10 protein-coding genes are annotated in these 14271 nt (G+C 67.3%); 8 read left to right on the forward strand and 2 right to left on the reverse strand.

Going from position 1 to position 14271, the window contains the following annotated elements:
• Positions 1-130: 130 nt before the first annotated feature.
• Positions 131-1183: a GTPase ObgE gene (gene obgE / locus AC3IPM_RS05580; protein WP_489302963.1), complete on the forward strand. Its 1053-nt coding sequence runs from the start codon at positions 131-133 to the stop codon at positions 1181-1183.
• Positions 1184-1358: 175 nt separating this feature from the next.
• Here the strand turns inward: obgE and rpsT are convergent, their stop codons facing one another.
• Positions 1359-1628 (reverse strand): 30S ribosomal protein S20, encoded by a 270-nt coding sequence (gene rpsT, locus AC3IPM_RS05585; RefSeq protein WP_019184515.1) that lies wholly within the window; start codon positions 1626-1628, stop codon positions 1359-1361.
• A gap of 116 nt (positions 1629-1744) precedes the next feature.
• On the opposite strand from rpsT, the gene murJ reads away from it, so the two are divergent.
• The 7 genes from murJ to AC3IPM_RS05620 all read left to right on the forward strand — a co-directional run bounded on the left by murJ (position 1745) and on the right by AC3IPM_RS05620 (position 11402).
• Positions 1745-3349 carry a murein biosynthesis integral membrane protein MurJ gene (murJ, locus tag AC3IPM_RS05590; RefSeq protein WP_489302964.1) on the forward strand — a complete coding sequence of 535 codons (1605 nt, stop codon included), beginning with the start codon at positions 1745-1747 and terminating at the stop codon, positions 3347-3349.
• A 75-nt stretch (positions 3350-3424) separates the two neighbouring features.
• Positions 3425-4372, forward strand: a complete 948-nt coding sequence (locus AC3IPM_RS05595) for a bifunctional riboflavin kinase/FAD synthetase (RefSeq protein ID WP_489302965.1) — start codon at positions 3425-3427, stop codon at positions 4370-4372.
• Positions 4369-7200: an isoleucine--tRNA ligase gene (gene ileS / locus AC3IPM_RS05600; RefSeq protein WP_489302966.1), complete on the forward strand. Its 2832-nt coding sequence runs from the start codon at positions 4369-4371 to the stop codon at positions 7198-7200. Before AC3IPM_RS05595 ends, ileS begins: the two co-directional genes overlap by 4 nt.
• Positions 7200-7706 (forward strand): signal peptidase II, encoded by a 507-nt coding sequence (lspA, locus tag AC3IPM_RS05605; RefSeq protein ID WP_489302967.1) that lies wholly within the window; start codon positions 7200-7202, stop codon positions 7704-7706. The genes ileS and lspA overlap by 1 nt, the downstream gene beginning before the upstream one ends.
• A gap of 55 nt (positions 7707-7761) precedes the next feature.
• Positions 7762-8712, forward strand: coding sequence for a 4-hydroxy-3-methylbut-2-enyl diphosphate reductase (gene ispH / locus AC3IPM_RS05610; RefSeq protein ID WP_489302968.1), 951 nt, complete (start codon positions 7762-7764; stop codon positions 8710-8712).
• A gap of 132 nt (positions 8713-8844) precedes the next feature.
• A complete protein-coding gene (locus tag AC3IPM_RS05615) occupies positions 8845-10728 on the forward strand; it encodes a M61 family metallopeptidase (protein ID WP_489302970.1) in 1884 nt (627 codons plus the stop codon).
• Positions 10725-11402, forward strand: coding sequence for a lysoplasmalogenase (locus tag AC3IPM_RS05620; RefSeq protein WP_489302971.1), 678 nt, complete (start codon positions 10725-10727; stop codon positions 11400-11402). Before AC3IPM_RS05615 ends, AC3IPM_RS05620 begins: the two co-directional genes overlap by 4 nt.
• A 74-nt stretch (positions 11403-11476) precedes the next feature.
• Here the strand turns inward: AC3IPM_RS05620 and AC3IPM_RS05625 are convergent, their stop codons facing one another.
• A complete protein-coding gene (locus tag AC3IPM_RS05625) occupies positions 11477-14269 on the reverse strand; it encodes a TonB-dependent receptor plug domain-containing protein (protein ID WP_489302972.1) in 2793 nt (930 codons plus the stop codon).
• Between the last annotated feature and the right edge of the window lie 2 nt (positions 14270-14271).

Raw genomic sequence — 14271 nt, forward strand, 5'->3', positions numbered from 1 at the left:
GGGTTTTTCGTTGGTATCAAATCAATAGGGCGGGACGTTTCCCGCCGCCGCCCCTGGATCGTACCGGGGGCGTTAGACTCTGCGGTCGGGTGCATGTGCTGCCCGCCGCCTCCAGTTGGCAACCAGAATCATGAAACTTGTAGACGAAGCAGAAATCCAGGTCACCGCCGGCAATGGCGGCAACGGCTGCGTCGGTTTCCGTCGCGAGAAGTTCATTCCGCTGGGCGGCCCGGACGGTGGCGATGGTGGCAATGGCGGCAACGTGTGGATCCGTGCCGATGCCAACCTGAACACCCTGGTCGACTTCCGCCATGAGCGCATCTTCAAGGCGCAGCGTGGCGAGAACGGCATGGGCCGGCAGGCCTATGGCAAGGGTGGCGAAGACCTGGTCATCACCGTGCCGGTCGGCACCGTGGTCATGAACGTGGCCACCGATGAAGTGATCGGCGACCTCACCCAGCACGACGACCGTCTGCTGGTGGCCAAGGGCGGCCGCGGCGGCCTGGGCAACATGCACTTCAAGAGCTCCACCAACCGCTCGCCGCGCCAGGCGCTGCCGGGCGAAGAGGGTGAAGAGCGCCTGCTCAAGCTGGAGCTGAAGCTGCTGGCCGACGTCGGCCTGCTGGGCTTCCCGAACGCCGGCAAGAGCACCTTGATCCGTGCCGTGTCCGCAGCCACCCCGAAGGTGGCCGATTACCCGTTCACCACGCTGTACCCGAACCTGGGTGTGGTGCGCGTCGAGAATTACCGCAGCTTCGTGATCGCCGACATTCCCGGCCTGATCGAAGGTGCCGCCGACGGTGCCGGCCTGGGTGCGCAGTTCCTGCGCCACCTGCAGCGCACCCGTCTGCTGCTGCACCTCGTGGATATCTCCCCGATGGAAGGCGGCGTGGAAGGTGTTTCGCCGATCGAGCAGGTGCGTGCGATCGAGCGCGAGCTGGAGAAGCATGATCCGGAGCTGCTGAACAAGCCGCGCTGGCTGGTGCTGAACAAGGCCGACCTGATGTTCGAGGACGAGGCCAAGGCCGCCGCCGAGAAGATCATCGCCGAGCTGGGCTGGACCCAGCCGTGGTACCTGGTCTCGGCCCTGGGCCGTGAAGGCACCTGGCCGATCATGACCAACATCATGGCGTTCTTCGATCGCCAGAAGGAAGACGAGGCGCAAGCGCGCGATGCGTACTGAGCGCATCGTCGCGCCCCTGAGAAACCCGGCTTCGGCCGGGTTTTTCTGTGGTGCATCATCGCAGGCAGCTCGTCAGGAATGCGGCCCAACAAAAAACCCGGCCGGAGCCGGGTCTTTTTCTGCAGCGGGGTCGAAGCCACGCATGGCGTGGCTCTACAACTGCCGCAGCGCCGTATCAGGCGGCCTTGATGGCCTTGATGCGCGCGGTCAGGCGGCTCTTATGGCGAGCAGCCTTGTTCTTGTGGATCAGACCACGCGAGCTGAAACGGTCGAGGATCGGCTGAGCAACAGCGAAGGCTGCCTCGGCGCCGGCGGCGTCATTGGCATCCAGAGCCTTGATCACCTTCTTGACAGCGGTGCGCAGCATCGAACGCTGAGCCGTATTGCGCGCGTTGCGCACGACGGTCTGCTTGGCGCGCTTCTTGGCGGACTTGATATTGGCCACAGTGGTGGTTTCCTGAAAAATCGGTGTAATGGGAACAGCAAGCTGGAAAGTATGATGGCTCGAAAAATGTACGTCAAGTCAATTGTCAAGAGGGAACACGGGTGAGTTCACCAAGGATGTTGCGCGGGCTGCTGTCTTTCAGCAGCATGACCATGATTTCACGGGTGCTGGGGCTGGTCCGCGACCAGGTCATCACCACCACGTTCGGCACCAATGCGGTGACCGACGCCTTCTGGGTGGCCTTCCGGGTGCCCAACTTCCTGCGCCGGCTGTTCGCCGAGGGCTCCTTCGCCACCGCCTTCGTGCCGGTGTTCACGGAGGTGAAGGAAACCCGCCCGCATGCCGAACTGCGCGAGCTGATGGCGCGCGTGGCCGGCACCCTGGGTGGGGTGCTGCTGGTCGTCACCGCGCTGGCGCTGATCTTCGCCCCGCAGCTGGCCACGCTGTTCTCCAGCGGCGTGGACACCGACCCGGCCAAGCACGGCCTGCTGGTGGACCTGTTCCGGCTGACCTTCCCGTTCCTGCTGTTCGTTTCCCTCACCGCGCTGGCAGGCGGGGCGCTGAACAGCTTCCAGCGCTTCGCGATGCCCGCGCTGACCCCGGTCATCCTCAACCTGTGCATGATCGCCGGCGCCCTGTGGCTGGCGCCGCAGCTGGGGGGCACGCCGGAGAAGCAGATCCTGGCCCTGGGCTGGGCGGTGCTGGCCGCCGGCCTGCTGCAGCTGCTGTTCCAGCTGCCCTCGCTGAAGGGCATCAACCTGCTGACCCTGCCGCGCTGGGGCTGGAAGCACCCCGGCGTGCGCAAGGTGCTGACCCTGATGGTGCCGACCCTGTTTGGTTCCTCGGTGGCGCAGATCAACCTGCTGCTCGATACGGTGATCGCGGCCAAGCTGACCGACGGCTCGCAGTCCTGGCTGTCGCTGGCCGACCGTTTCCTGGAACTGCCGCTGGGCGTGTTCGGGGTGGCGCTGGGCACGGTGATCCTGCCGGCGCTGGCCCGCCACCACGTCAGCACCGACAAGGCCGGCTTCTCCAGCGCGCTGGACTGGGGCCTGCGCACCACGCTGCTGATCGCGGTGCCGGCGATGCTGGGCCTGCTGCTGCTGGCCGAGCCGCTGATCGCCACGCTGTTCCAGTACCGCCAGTTCACCGCCTTCGACACCCGCATGACCGCGCTGTCGGTGTACGGCCTGAGCTTCGGCCTGCCGGCCTTTGCGCTGCTCAAGGTGGTGCTGCCGGCCTTCTACGCGCGCCAGGACACCAAGACCCCGGTCCGCGCCGGTATCGCCGCGCTGGTGGCCAACATGGTGTTCAATTTCATTCTGCTGGCGGTGCTGTACCACGTGATGGTGCCCGAGGCGCTCAAGGCGCAGGGTGTGTGGGTGGCGCTGGGCAAGCAGCCGGGCCTACACCTGGCGCTGGGCATTGCCAGTGCGCTGTCCAGTTACCTGAACCTTGGCCTGCTTTGGTACTGGCTGGGCAAGACCGATGTCTACCAGCGCAAGCCCGGTTGGGGCGGGTATGTGACCCGGTTGGGCCTGGCCTGTCTGGCCATGGTGGCGGTGCTGCTGGGCCTGCTCTACCAGATGCCGGACTTCACCGGCATGGACAAGTGGCACCGCATCGGCAACCTGGCGCTGCTGGTCGGCGGCGGTGGCCTGACCTATCTGGTGGCCCTGGCGGCCATGGGCTTCCGCCCGCGCCACCTGCGCGAGCATTGATCTGTGGACACCCCGGCTATACTTCATGGCTATCCCTTGCAACGCATCGGTCCTGGTGGGCCGGATTCCCAGTTGATGAGCAGGTTGTTCAGAAGTATCGAAGGCGGGGCCTTGTTCCCGCACGGAAGCGTGGTCTGCATTGGCGCGTTCGACGGCCTGCACCTGGGCCATCGGGCGCTGGTGCGGCATGCGGTGGCGCGCGCGCGCGCATTGGGCGTGGCAGCCGTGGCGGTGGCGTTCGAGCCGTTGCCGCGCGAGTACTTCGCCCAGGGCGAGCCGCCGCCGCGTTTGACCCTGGCCCGCAACAAGGTGGCCATGTTGAACGAGCTGGGCGTGGATGCGATCGGGCTGCTGCGCTTTGATGCGCGCATGGCCGCGATGCAGGCCGAAGACTTCGTGCAGCAGTTGCTGGTGCAGCGGCTGGGCGCGCGCGAGGTCTGGATCGGCCCGGAGTTCTGCTTCGGCAACCGCCGCCGTGGCGACCTGGCCCTGCTGCAGTCGATGGGCGCCGCGCTGGGCTTTACCGCCGGTGCGATCGAGCCTGTGGACCTGCACGGCGAGCGCATTTCCAGCACCCGCATCCGCCAGTTGCTGCGCAGCGGCGATTTCGCCCATGCCAACGACCTGCTTGGCCGCCCGTATGCCATCGGGGGCCGGGTAGTGCGCGGCCGCCAGCTCGGCCGTACGCTGGGGTTCCCGACCGCCAACCTGCGTTTCCCGAAGACTCCGGCGTTGTCGGGCATCTATGCGACGTGGGTGCACGGCGTGTTCGACCAGCCGTGGCCGTCGGTCTCGAGCTTCGGCACGCGCCCGACCGTGGACGGCGTGGAGCCGCTTCTGGAAGCCCATCTGTTCGATTTCCAGGGCGACCTGTACGGTCGGCATATCGAAGTAGAGTTTGTCGCCAAGCTGCGCGATGAAGAAAAGTTCCAAGATCTGGCGGCGTTGACCGACCAGATGCACCGTGACGCCGATCAGGCGCGTCACATCCTTTCCGAACACAGATTGCGAGCCACTGCGTGAGCCAGGACTACAAAGCCACCCTTCATCTGCCGGCAACCGAATTCCCGATGCGCGGCGACCTGCCCAAGCGCGAGCCGGGCATTCTGTCGCGCTGGGAAGACGAGGGCCTGTACGCCCGCCTGCGCGAGAACGCGCAGGGCCGCCCGCTGTTCGTGCTGCACGACGGCCCGCCGTACGCCAATGGCCAGATCCACCTGGGCCATGCGGTCAACAAGATCCTCAAGGACATCATCGTCAAGTCGCGCTACCTGGCCGGCTTCGATGCGCCCTACGTGCCGGGCTGGGATTGCCACGGCCTGCCGATCGAGATCGCGGTCGAAAAGAAGTGGGGCAAGGTCGGGGTCAAGCTGGATGCCGAGCAGTTCCGCCAGAAGTGCCGCGAATTCGCTGAAGAGCAGATCGAGCTGCAGCGCCGCGACTTCAAGCGCCTGGGCGTGATCGGCGACTGGGACAACCCGTACAAGACGCTGAGCTTCGATTTCGAAGCCAATGAAATCCGCGCGCTGTCCAAGGTGTTCGCCAACGGCCACATCGTGCGTGGCGCCAAGCCCGTGCATTGGTGCTTCGACTGTGGCTCGGCGCTGGCCGAGGCGGAAATCGAGTACCAGGACAAGACCTCGCCGGCAATCGACGTGGCTTACGTCGCGCGCGATTCGACGCAGCTGGCGGCGCGCTTCGGCGTGACCCTGCCGGCCGATGTCGAGGTGGCGGTGCCGATCTGGACCACCACCCCGTGGACGCTGCCGGCTTCGCTGGCGGTGTCGCTGGGCGCGGACATCCAGTATTCGCTGGTCGAAGGCCCCGCCCACAACGGCACGCGCCGCTGGCTGGTGGTGGCCGCCACCCTGGCCGAGCGCGCGCTGCGCCGCTACGGCGTTGAAGAGGTGGTGGCGCATGGCCACGCCGCCGGTGCCGCGCTGGAGAACCTGCTGCTGGCCCACCCGTTCTATCCCTCGCGCGACATCCCGCTGCTCAACGGCGCGCATGTCTCCGACGAAGACGGTACCGGCGCGGTGCATACCGCCCCGGGCCACGGCCAGGAAGATTTCGTGGTCAGCCAGCAGTACGGGCTGATGGACCAGTACAACGCCGGCCAGATCAATCCGGTCGACGGCCGTGGCGTGTATCTGCCCTCGACCCCGCCGGCCGGCGAGGTGGTGCTGGCGGGTGTGCACCTGTGGAAGGCGCAGCCGCTGATCGTCGATGTGCTGCGCGACAGTGGCGCGCTGCTGGCCTTCGTCGAGATCGAGCACAGCTACCCGCATTGCTGGCGGCACAAGACCCCGGTGGTGTTCCGCGCCACCCCGCAGTGGTTCATCTCGATGGACAAGGCCAACCTGCGCCGCGACGCGATGGCCGCGATTGACAACGTGGGCTGGTTCCCGAGCTGGGGCAAGGCGCGTATCGGCAGCATGGTCGATGGCCGCCCGGACTGGTGCATCAGCCGCCAGCGCACCTGGGGCGTGCCGATCGCGTTGTTCACCCACCGCGAAACCGGTGAGCCGCACCCGCGTACCGTCGAACTGATGCAGCAGGTCGCCGACCGCGTGCAGGCCGAAGGCATCGACGTGTGGTACTCGCTGGACAGCGCCGAGCTGCTCGGCGATGAAGCGCCGCACTACGAGAAGGTTACCGACATCCTGGATGTGTGGTTCGACTCCGGCGTCACCCACGAAGGCGTGCTGCTGGCGCGCGGCTTCGGCAAGCCCGCCGACCTGTACCTGGAAGGCTCGGACCAGCACCGCGGCTGGTTCCAGTCCTCGCTGCTGACCGGCGTGGCGATCGACAAGCACGCCCCGTACAAGCAGTGCCTCACCCATGGCTTCACCGTGGATGAGAAGGGCCGCAAGATGTCCAAGTCGCTGGGCAACGGCATCGAGCCGCAGGACATCATGAAGACCCTGGGCGCGGACATCCTGCGCCTGTGGATCGCCTCGGCCGACTACAGCAATGAAATGTCGCTGTCGCAGGAAATCCTCAAGCGCAACGCGGACGCCTACCGGCGCCTGCGCAACACCGCGCGCTTCCTGCTCGGCAACCTGGACGGTTTCGACCCGGCCCAGCACCTGGTGGCACCGGCGGACATGGTCGCGCTGGACCGCTGGATCGTGCACCGCGCCTTCGAGGTGCAGGAGAAGATCAAGGCGGCCTACACCAGCTACAACATGGCCGAGATCGTGCAGCTGCTGCTGAACTTCTGCAGTGTCGACCTGGGCTCGTTGTATCTGGACGTCACCAAGGACCGCCTGTACACGATGCCGACCGACTCGCGCGGCCGCCGTTCGGCGCAGAGCGCGATGTACCACATCGCCGAGGCGTTCACGCGCTGGATCGCCCCGATCCTGAGCTTCACCGCCGACGAGCTGTGGGGCTACCTGCCGGGCGCGCGCACGGACAACGTGCTGATGGCGACCTGGTACGAAGGCCTGGCCCCGCTGCCGGCCGACGCACCGCTGAACGCGGCCGATTTCGACCAGCTGCTGGCCCTGCGCGAGCAGGTGGCCAAGGTGCTGGAGCCGATGCGTGCCAACGGTGCGATCGGTGCGGCGCTGGAGGCCGAGATCACCGTGGCCGCCAACGCGGAAACCGCCGCGCGCTGGCAGCCGCTGGCCGAGGAGCTGCGCTTCCTGCTGATCAGTGGCGATGTGCAGGTGCGCCCGGCGACCACCGATGAGGTATTCGTCAGCGCCCAGCCGACCGAAAAGACCAAGTGCGTGCGCTGCTGGCACTACCGCGCCGATGTGGGCAGCGTTGCCGCCCATCCCGAGCTGTGCGGCCGGTGCGTGACCAACATCGACGGGGCCGGCGAAGACCGGCGGTGGTTCTGATGGCCGCCGCCCGCCCGCGCCCGAGCGCGCTGATCTGGCTGCTGCTGTCGGCCGCCATCATCGGCCTGGACCAGTGGAGCAAGGCCTGGGTGCTGTCCAGCCTGCCCGAGTACCAGCCGGTAGTGGTGATCGAGGGCTTCTGGAACTGGTTCCGTACCTACAACACCGGCGCAGCATTCAGCTTCCTGAGCGACGCCGGTGGCTGGCAGCTGTGGTTCTTCACCGCATTGGCGGTGGGCATCAGCGGGCTGATGGCCTTCTGGCTCTCGCGGACCCCGCGCGCGCATTGGCGCAGCGCGGTACCGTATGCCCTGGTGATCGGCGGGGCGATCGGCAACGTGATCGACCGGCTGATGCACGGTCACGTGGTCGACTTCATCCAGTGGTACGTCGGTGAGCATTTCTGGCCGTCCTTCAACATCGCCGATGCGGCGATCGTGGTCGGTGCGATCGGGATCGCCCTGTTCGGGCTGTTCGACGGCAAGGCCGAGAAAAAAGCGGGATAATTCCCTCCTGTATCCAGCACTAAACCGGCGTTGCGCCGGCCGGAGTATCTGATCGATGGACGTGTTGCTCGCCAATCCGCGTGGTTTCTGTGCCGGTGTCGATCGTGCGATCGAGATCGTCAAGCGCGCGATCGAAACCCTGGGAGCGCCGATCTACGTGCGCCACGAGGTGGTGCACAACCGTTTCGTGGTCGATGACCTGAAGCGGCGCGGTGCGATCTTCGTCGAGGAACTCGATGAAGTGCCCGATGACAACACGGTGATCTTCAGCGCCCACGGCGTCTCCCAGGCCGTGCGCCAGGAAGCCGAGCGCCGCGGCCTGAAGGTGTTCGATGCCACCTGCCCACTGGTCACCAAGGTGCACCTGGAAGTGGCGCGGCATTGCCGCGCCGGGCGCGACGTGGTGCTGATCGGCCACGCCGGCCACCCCGAAGTGGAAGGCACCATGGGCCAGTGGAGCCGCGAGCGCGGCACCGGACGCATCTACCTGGTGGAGGACGTGGAAGACGTCGCCACGCTGGAAATCGACCAGCCCGAGAATTTCGCTTACACCACCCAGACCACGCTGTCGGTGGATGACACCCGCGGCATCATCGAAGCCATGCGCGCCCGCTTCCCGGCGATGCAGGGCCCGAAGAACGATGACATCTGCTACGCCACGCAGAACCGCCAGGACGCCGTGCGCGACCTGGCCAAGCGCTGTGACCTGGTGCTGGTGGTGGGCTCGCCGAACAGTTCCAACTCCAACCGGCTCAGCGAGCTGGCCCGCCGTGAAGGCGTGGAGTCGTACCTGATCGACGGTGCCGAAGAGATCGACCCGGCCTGGGTGGTCGGCAAACAGCACATCGGCCTGACCGCTGGCGCCTCGGCACCGCAGGTGCTGGTCGACGGCGTGATCGCGCGTTTGAAGGAGCTCGGTGCCAGCGGTATCGGCGAACTCGACGGTGAGCCCGAATCGATGGTGTTCGCACTGCCCAAGGAACTGCGGCTGCGCCTGATCAGCTGATCGTGGTTGCCCTGAAGGACACGCAAGGCCCGCGCAAGCGGGCCTTGTGGTATCTGCGCCCATGACCTTTGACCATGGGGCGTGGCGATGCAGAGGACTAGCATCAACGGTTTCACCGTTGGAGCCTTGCCGATGAACATGCGTACCGCCGTCCTGTCCGTGCTGCTGGCGTTGTCCGCCACCGGCGTACAGGCGCAGACGCCGCCACCGCAGGACATCGCGTGGCCGGGCGTGCTGCGCATCGAGGTGGATGCACGCGATATCGGCCGGCGCATCTTCAAGGTCAAGGCGACCATTCCGGCCAAGCCGGGCCCGCTGACCCTGCTGTACCCGCAGTGGTTGCCGGGCAGCCATTCGCCGATCGGGCCGATCGACAAGCTGGCTGGCCTGGTGGTGAGCGCGAATGGCAAGCCGTTGCAGTGGACGCGTGATCCTTACGATGTGTATGCCTTCGGCGTGGTCGTACCGGAAGGCGCCAGCGCGGTCGTCGCCGAGTTCAAGTTCCTGTCCCCGCAGGGTGGCAACCAGGGGCGGGTGGTGATGACCCCGGAAATGCTCAACCTGCAATGGAACGCCAACTCGCTCTACCCGGCTGGCGTGATCACCCGCAACCTGCAGGCCCAGGCCAGCGTGACGCTGCCGCCGGGCTGGTCGTATGCCACGGCCCTGGAGACCGAGCGCCGCGACGGCGACACCGTGGTGTTCAAGCCGATCAGCTATGAGCACCTGGTCGATTCACCGCTGTTCGCCGGGCGTCATTACCAGCGCATCGACCTGGACCCGGGCGCGAAGGTGCCGGTGCATCTGAATGTCTTTGCCGACGATGCCAAGTCGCTGGTCGCAAAGCCGGAGCAGATCCAGGCACACCGCGCGCTGGTCCAGCAGATCTACAAACTGTACGGTGCACGCCACTTCGACCACTACGAGTTCCTGCTGGCGCTCACCGGCAAGCTCGGTGGGATCGGCCTGGAGCACCAGCGTTCCAGCGAGAACAGCGCCGAGACCAGCTACTTCACCGAGTGGGACAAGCAGTGGTCGGGCCGGGATCTGCTGCCGCACGAGTTCAACCATTCCTGGAACGGCAAGTACCGCCGCGGCGCGGACCTGGCCACGGCCAATTTCAACGTGCCGATGGGCGACAGCCTGCTGTGGCTGTACGAAGGCCAGACCCAGTTCTGGGGCCAGGTGCTGGCCGCGCGTTCGGGCCTGTGGAACGTGCAGCAGACCCGCGACACGCTGGCCAACGTCGCGGCCACCTATGACCGTGGCCGCCCCGGGCTGGCCTGGCGCACGCTGCAGGACACCACCAACGATCCGACCATCGCCCAGCGCCGCGCACTGGCCTACCGCAACTACCAGATGAGCGAGGATTACTACTCCGGCGGCCAGATGGTGTGGCTGGAGGTGGAGGGCAAGCTGCGCGCGCTGACCGGCAACAAGCGCAGCCTGGATGACTTCGCCAAGGCGTTCTTCGGGATGAACGACGGCGACTGGAACGTCAATCCGTACACCTTCGAGGATGTCGTGCGCAGCTTGAACGGCATCGCGCCTTACGACTGGGCCGGCTTCCTGCGCGAGCGTCTGGACGGGCACGGCCCGCTGACCGGCGGGCTGGAGGCGGCGGGCTGGAAACTGGTCTACACCGACACGCCGAACGAGGCGTTCAAGGCCCAGGAAACCCGCGCCAAGAACACCAACCTGCTGTACTCGCTGGGCCTGGCGGTGGGCAACAGCGGGGCGATCAGCGATGTGCTGTGGGACAGCCCCGCGTTCAACGCCGGGCTGGCGCCGGGCATGAGCGTGCTGGCCATCAACGGGCGTGTGTTCAAAGGCGAAGATCTCAAGGACGCCGTTGCCGCCGCACACACCGACAAGGCGCCGATCACCTTGCTGGTGAAGAGCTTTGACCGCATCGACAGCGTGCAGCTCGACTACCACGGTGGCCTGCTGTATCCCGCGCTGGAGCGCGTTGCGGGCAAGCCCGATCGCCTGGCTGAACTGTGGAAGGCCCGATGAAATCCCGCCTGCGCGATGTTCTGATCGTGCTGCTGGCACTCGGCGCCATCGTCGGTGCCGGCCTGGACGGTGATGGCCGCTGGCTGCATTGGGTGGCCAAGCCGCTGGCCACGTTGTTGATCGCCCAGATTGTGTGGCGATCCACCACGCCACTCAGTCGCGGCTACCGGCGCGCGGTGCTGGCCGGCATGCTGCTGTCGTGTATCGGCGATATCGCGCTGATGCTGCCCATCGATGCCTTCGTGCCCGGGCTGATCGCCTTTCTGCTGGCGCACCTGTGCTACATCGCGGCGTTCCGCGCCGGCTGGCGGGCAGGGCGCGGGCTGGGACTCGCCGCGCTGCTGCTGGCAGTGTTTGCGGCAATCAACCTCCGTGGATTGTGGCCGTTGCTGCCGTCCGCGCTGCGCCTGCCGGTAGTGGTCTATGTGGCGGTGCTGGCGTTGATGGCGACGCTGGCGCTGGCACGCGCCTGGTCGCGTCCTCAGCCACTGCCTGCCGAAGCACACAGCGCACGGTGGGCAGCCTGCGGTGCGGTGCTGTTCGTCATCAGTGATTCCACCCTGGCCTGGGACCGCTTTGGCGGTGGCCTGCCGATGGCCGCGCTGTGCGTGCTGGCCACGTACTACGCCGCGCAGTACTGCATCGCGCGATCGGTGCAACCTCACGCGGTGTAGCGGGTTGGCAAATCGGTAACGTTGACAGTGCAACGCGGTGGAGCAGCCACGCATGGCGTAGCGCTACCGGGGCGTCAACGCACCTGCAGCGTCAGCAGGAAGTACCGGCCCAGCGGGTCATCCAGGCCCGGCGCCAGGCCGCCGTTGCCGGTGAGGTAGTTGACCGGCTGCGCGTCCAGCAGGTTGTGCACGTCCAGTGCCACGCTCACGCGTTGCCCCAGCTGCCGGCCCAGATGCAGGTTCCAGCGTAGCTGGTCGGGATTGTTGCAGCGGCCCTGGGCTTGCTGCTGTTCGGGGCAGCTGGCGCCCGGCAGCCAGGCGCGGGTGCGGCCCACGTAATTGCCGCGCAGCGCGAGATCCCAGCGTGCGTTCTGCCATTGCGTGGTGAGCACCGCGGCCAGTGATGGCGTCGCGTGGCCGCGCAGATCCACCGTTTCGCCGTGGCGGAAGCGGCGAAGCTCCTGTTGCTTCAATGCATCCAGCGACAGTCGCCATTGGCCATGCGCCAGCGTGTCGCGCCGGTAGTCGCCGCGCAGCACCCAGTTGCGCGAGACCGTACGCCCGATGTTGTCGAACGACAGCCGCAGCGCCCGCAGCGCACCGTCCTCATCGAGCTCCCAGGTACTGCCGTTCCACACGGCATCCTGCGGACGCAGGGCCAGGATCTCGTTGCGCAGCTCAACCCGGTTGTGGGTCAGCGACAGCGACAGGTCGCGCGCGGGCAGCCAGCTCACGCCCAGCGAATGGCTGCGGGTGGTCTCGGCTTTCAGGTGATCGTTCTCCACCACCTCCACCTCCACCTCGCAGCCGCGCCGCGTCGGGTACGCGCAGGCCGGCAGTGCTGGCGAGGGGGGCAGCACGGTCTGCTCGAAGTAGCCCGGTGGCCGGCGGCGTTCGAACAGGCTGGGTGCGCGGTAGCCGCGTCCGCTGGACAGCAGCAAGGACCAGTGTGGCGAGGGATTCCAGCGCAGCCCAACGCGGGGCGAGAACGCGCTGTCGTCGCCATCGCGGTCCCAGCGGGCGGCGACATCCACGCGCAGTGCGTCCACCAGCGGCAGCCCCAGTTCGGTGTACAGCGCGCTGGAAGGGCGCGACAACCGCCGCTGCGCCAGCGGCAGGCCCAGCGCGAGCTCGCCTTCGCCCAGCTGCGGGTCCGGTCGCGCGGTCCACGCTTCGTGGCGCACGTCGATGCCCGTGGCCAGCTGGGCCGGGCCGCCGGGCAGCGTCGCCACCTCACGCTGCAAGCCCCACCACGCCTGCCACTGATCGGTGCGCCCGCGATTGCGGATGGAGGTGAACAGCTGCTTGGCCAGCGGCGCCGGCAGGGTGGTGAAACCGGGCACGAAGCCCTGGCGCGTGGCCTCGAACAGACGCTGGGTACGCACCGCGCCTTCGGTGGTCAGGGAAACGTCGCTGCGCTGCCGACTGACGCCGGCTTCCCAGCTGCGGCCGGGCTGGTCGCGGCCGATGCCGGTGCTGAAGTCGATGTCGTTGGTCTGTACGCGCGGGCGCACCACGCCGCCTTCCTGGAACACATGGTTGATCAGTAATCCGCCGCCCAGCGACAGTGCCGCCGCGGTGGCGCCCAGCGCGAAGTGCTGGTGGTTCTGACTGGCGCGCGCTTCCACGTAGCCATAGCGGCCCTGGCCGGCATCGTGCCGATAGCGGGCGTAGGCCGCAGCGGTGGTGGCGGCCGGCTGCAGCGAACGTGCGCGTGCGCTGTCGAACCAGCAGCCGTCGTTCTCGCGTCGCAGCGGGGCCTCGCACAGCCAAGCCGGCAGGTAGCCGCCTTCGTCGCTGAGCAGGCCGATCGGATAGCGATCCTGTTCGCGATGCCAGCTGCGGCGATCGCCTTCCACGTGCTGGGTGCGCTGCACGTCCAGCCCGGCGAACCAGCGGTCGCCGTCCTCGCGGCTGCCACCAGTGGCCAGCTGCAACCGATGCTGGTCGCCGTCGCCGCGGCTGCTCACGCCAGCCTGCAGCATCGCTTCGGGGCCGTCGGTCTGATCGCGCAGGATGATGTTGACCACGCCGGACATCGCATCGGCACCGTAGATCGCCGAGGCACCGCCGCGGACCAGCTCGATGCGCTCGACGAAACTCAGCGGAATCCCGCCCAGGTCGGTAAGCGCGCCCTGGTCCAGCGACACCATCGGGTAGCGCGGCAGCCGCCGGCCATTGACCAGGAACAAGGTGGCGCGCGGCCCCATCCCATCCAGACTGGTGGTCGCCGCCGCACCCACCGGCAGGTACATCGAATCGCCGCCCCGCGCGGTGGTCAACGGCGGGTGACCGTTCATGCCGGGCAGGTGACGCAGCAGGTCGAACAGCGATCCATAACCGCTGCGCAGTATTTCATCGCGCTCGATCACCGTCACCGGCAGGGTCGTCTGCAGGGAGGTGCGCGGCAGGCGGCTGCCGGTGACGTGCACTGGCGCCAACTCCACCTGCGCGGGCATGCGGGGCGCTGGCGCAGGGGCTCGCACGGTCTGCGGCGCGGTCTTGACGGGCGCTGTGCTCGGTGGCCGGCGCCGAACCACGAACACCCCCGGCGACGTCTGCAGCACCTCGACCGGTGCGTCGGCCACCAGTTGCTGCAGCGCTGCAGCAGGCGCCAGCCGGGTGCGCATGCGTGGCGCCTGCAGGCCGGCCAGTTCGCGTGCATCGAACAGCAGCACCTGGTTGCTCTGCCGCGCCCATTGCTGCAGGGCCGCGCTCAGCGCGCCGGGTTCGATGCGGTAGACGACCGTTGCAGGTGCCTCGTACGGGGTGGCGAGTGCCAGTGAGGCGTGCGCCAGCAGCAGGCCGAGCCCCAGCGCGGCCCAGTGTGGCCAGCGCCCCCGCGTTGCTGCCCCCTGCGTTGGCATCG

The organism is Stenotrophomonas sp. GL_111 (genome assembly GCF_057835245.1).

What these genes read in the sequence shown, in the direction of transcription:
- obgE (WP_489302963.1), top strand. Translation starts at nt 131, where the DNA reads ATGAAACTTGTAGACGAAGCAGAAATCCAGGTCACCGCCGGCAATGGC.
- murJ (WP_489302964.1), top strand. Translation starts at nt 1,745, where the DNA reads ATGTTGCGCGGGCTGCTGTCTTTCAGCAGCATGACCATGATTTCACGG.
- AC3IPM_RS05595 (WP_489302965.1), top strand. Translation starts at nt 3,425, where the DNA reads ATGAGCAGGTTGTTCAGAAGTATCGAAGGCGGGGCCTTGTTCCCGCAC.
- lspA (WP_489302967.1), top strand. Translation starts at nt 7,200, where the DNA reads ATGGCCGCCGCCCGCCCGCGCCCGAGCGCGCTGATCTGGCTGCTGCTG.
- ispH (WP_489302968.1), top strand. Translation starts at nt 7,762, where the DNA reads ATGGACGTGTTGCTCGCCAATCCGCGTGGTTTCTGTGCCGGTGTCGAT.
- AC3IPM_RS05615 (WP_489302970.1), top strand. Translation starts at nt 8,845, where the DNA reads ATGAACATGCGTACCGCCGTCCTGTCCGTGCTGCTGGCGTTGTCCGCC.
- AC3IPM_RS05620 (WP_489302971.1), top strand. Translation starts at nt 10,725, where the DNA reads ATGAAATCCCGCCTGCGCGATGTTCTGATCGTGCTGCTGGCACTCGGC.
- AC3IPM_RS05625 (WP_489302972.1), bottom strand. Translation starts at nt 14,269, where the DNA reads ATGCCAACGCAGGGGGCAGCAACGCGGGGGCGCTGGCCACACTGGGCC.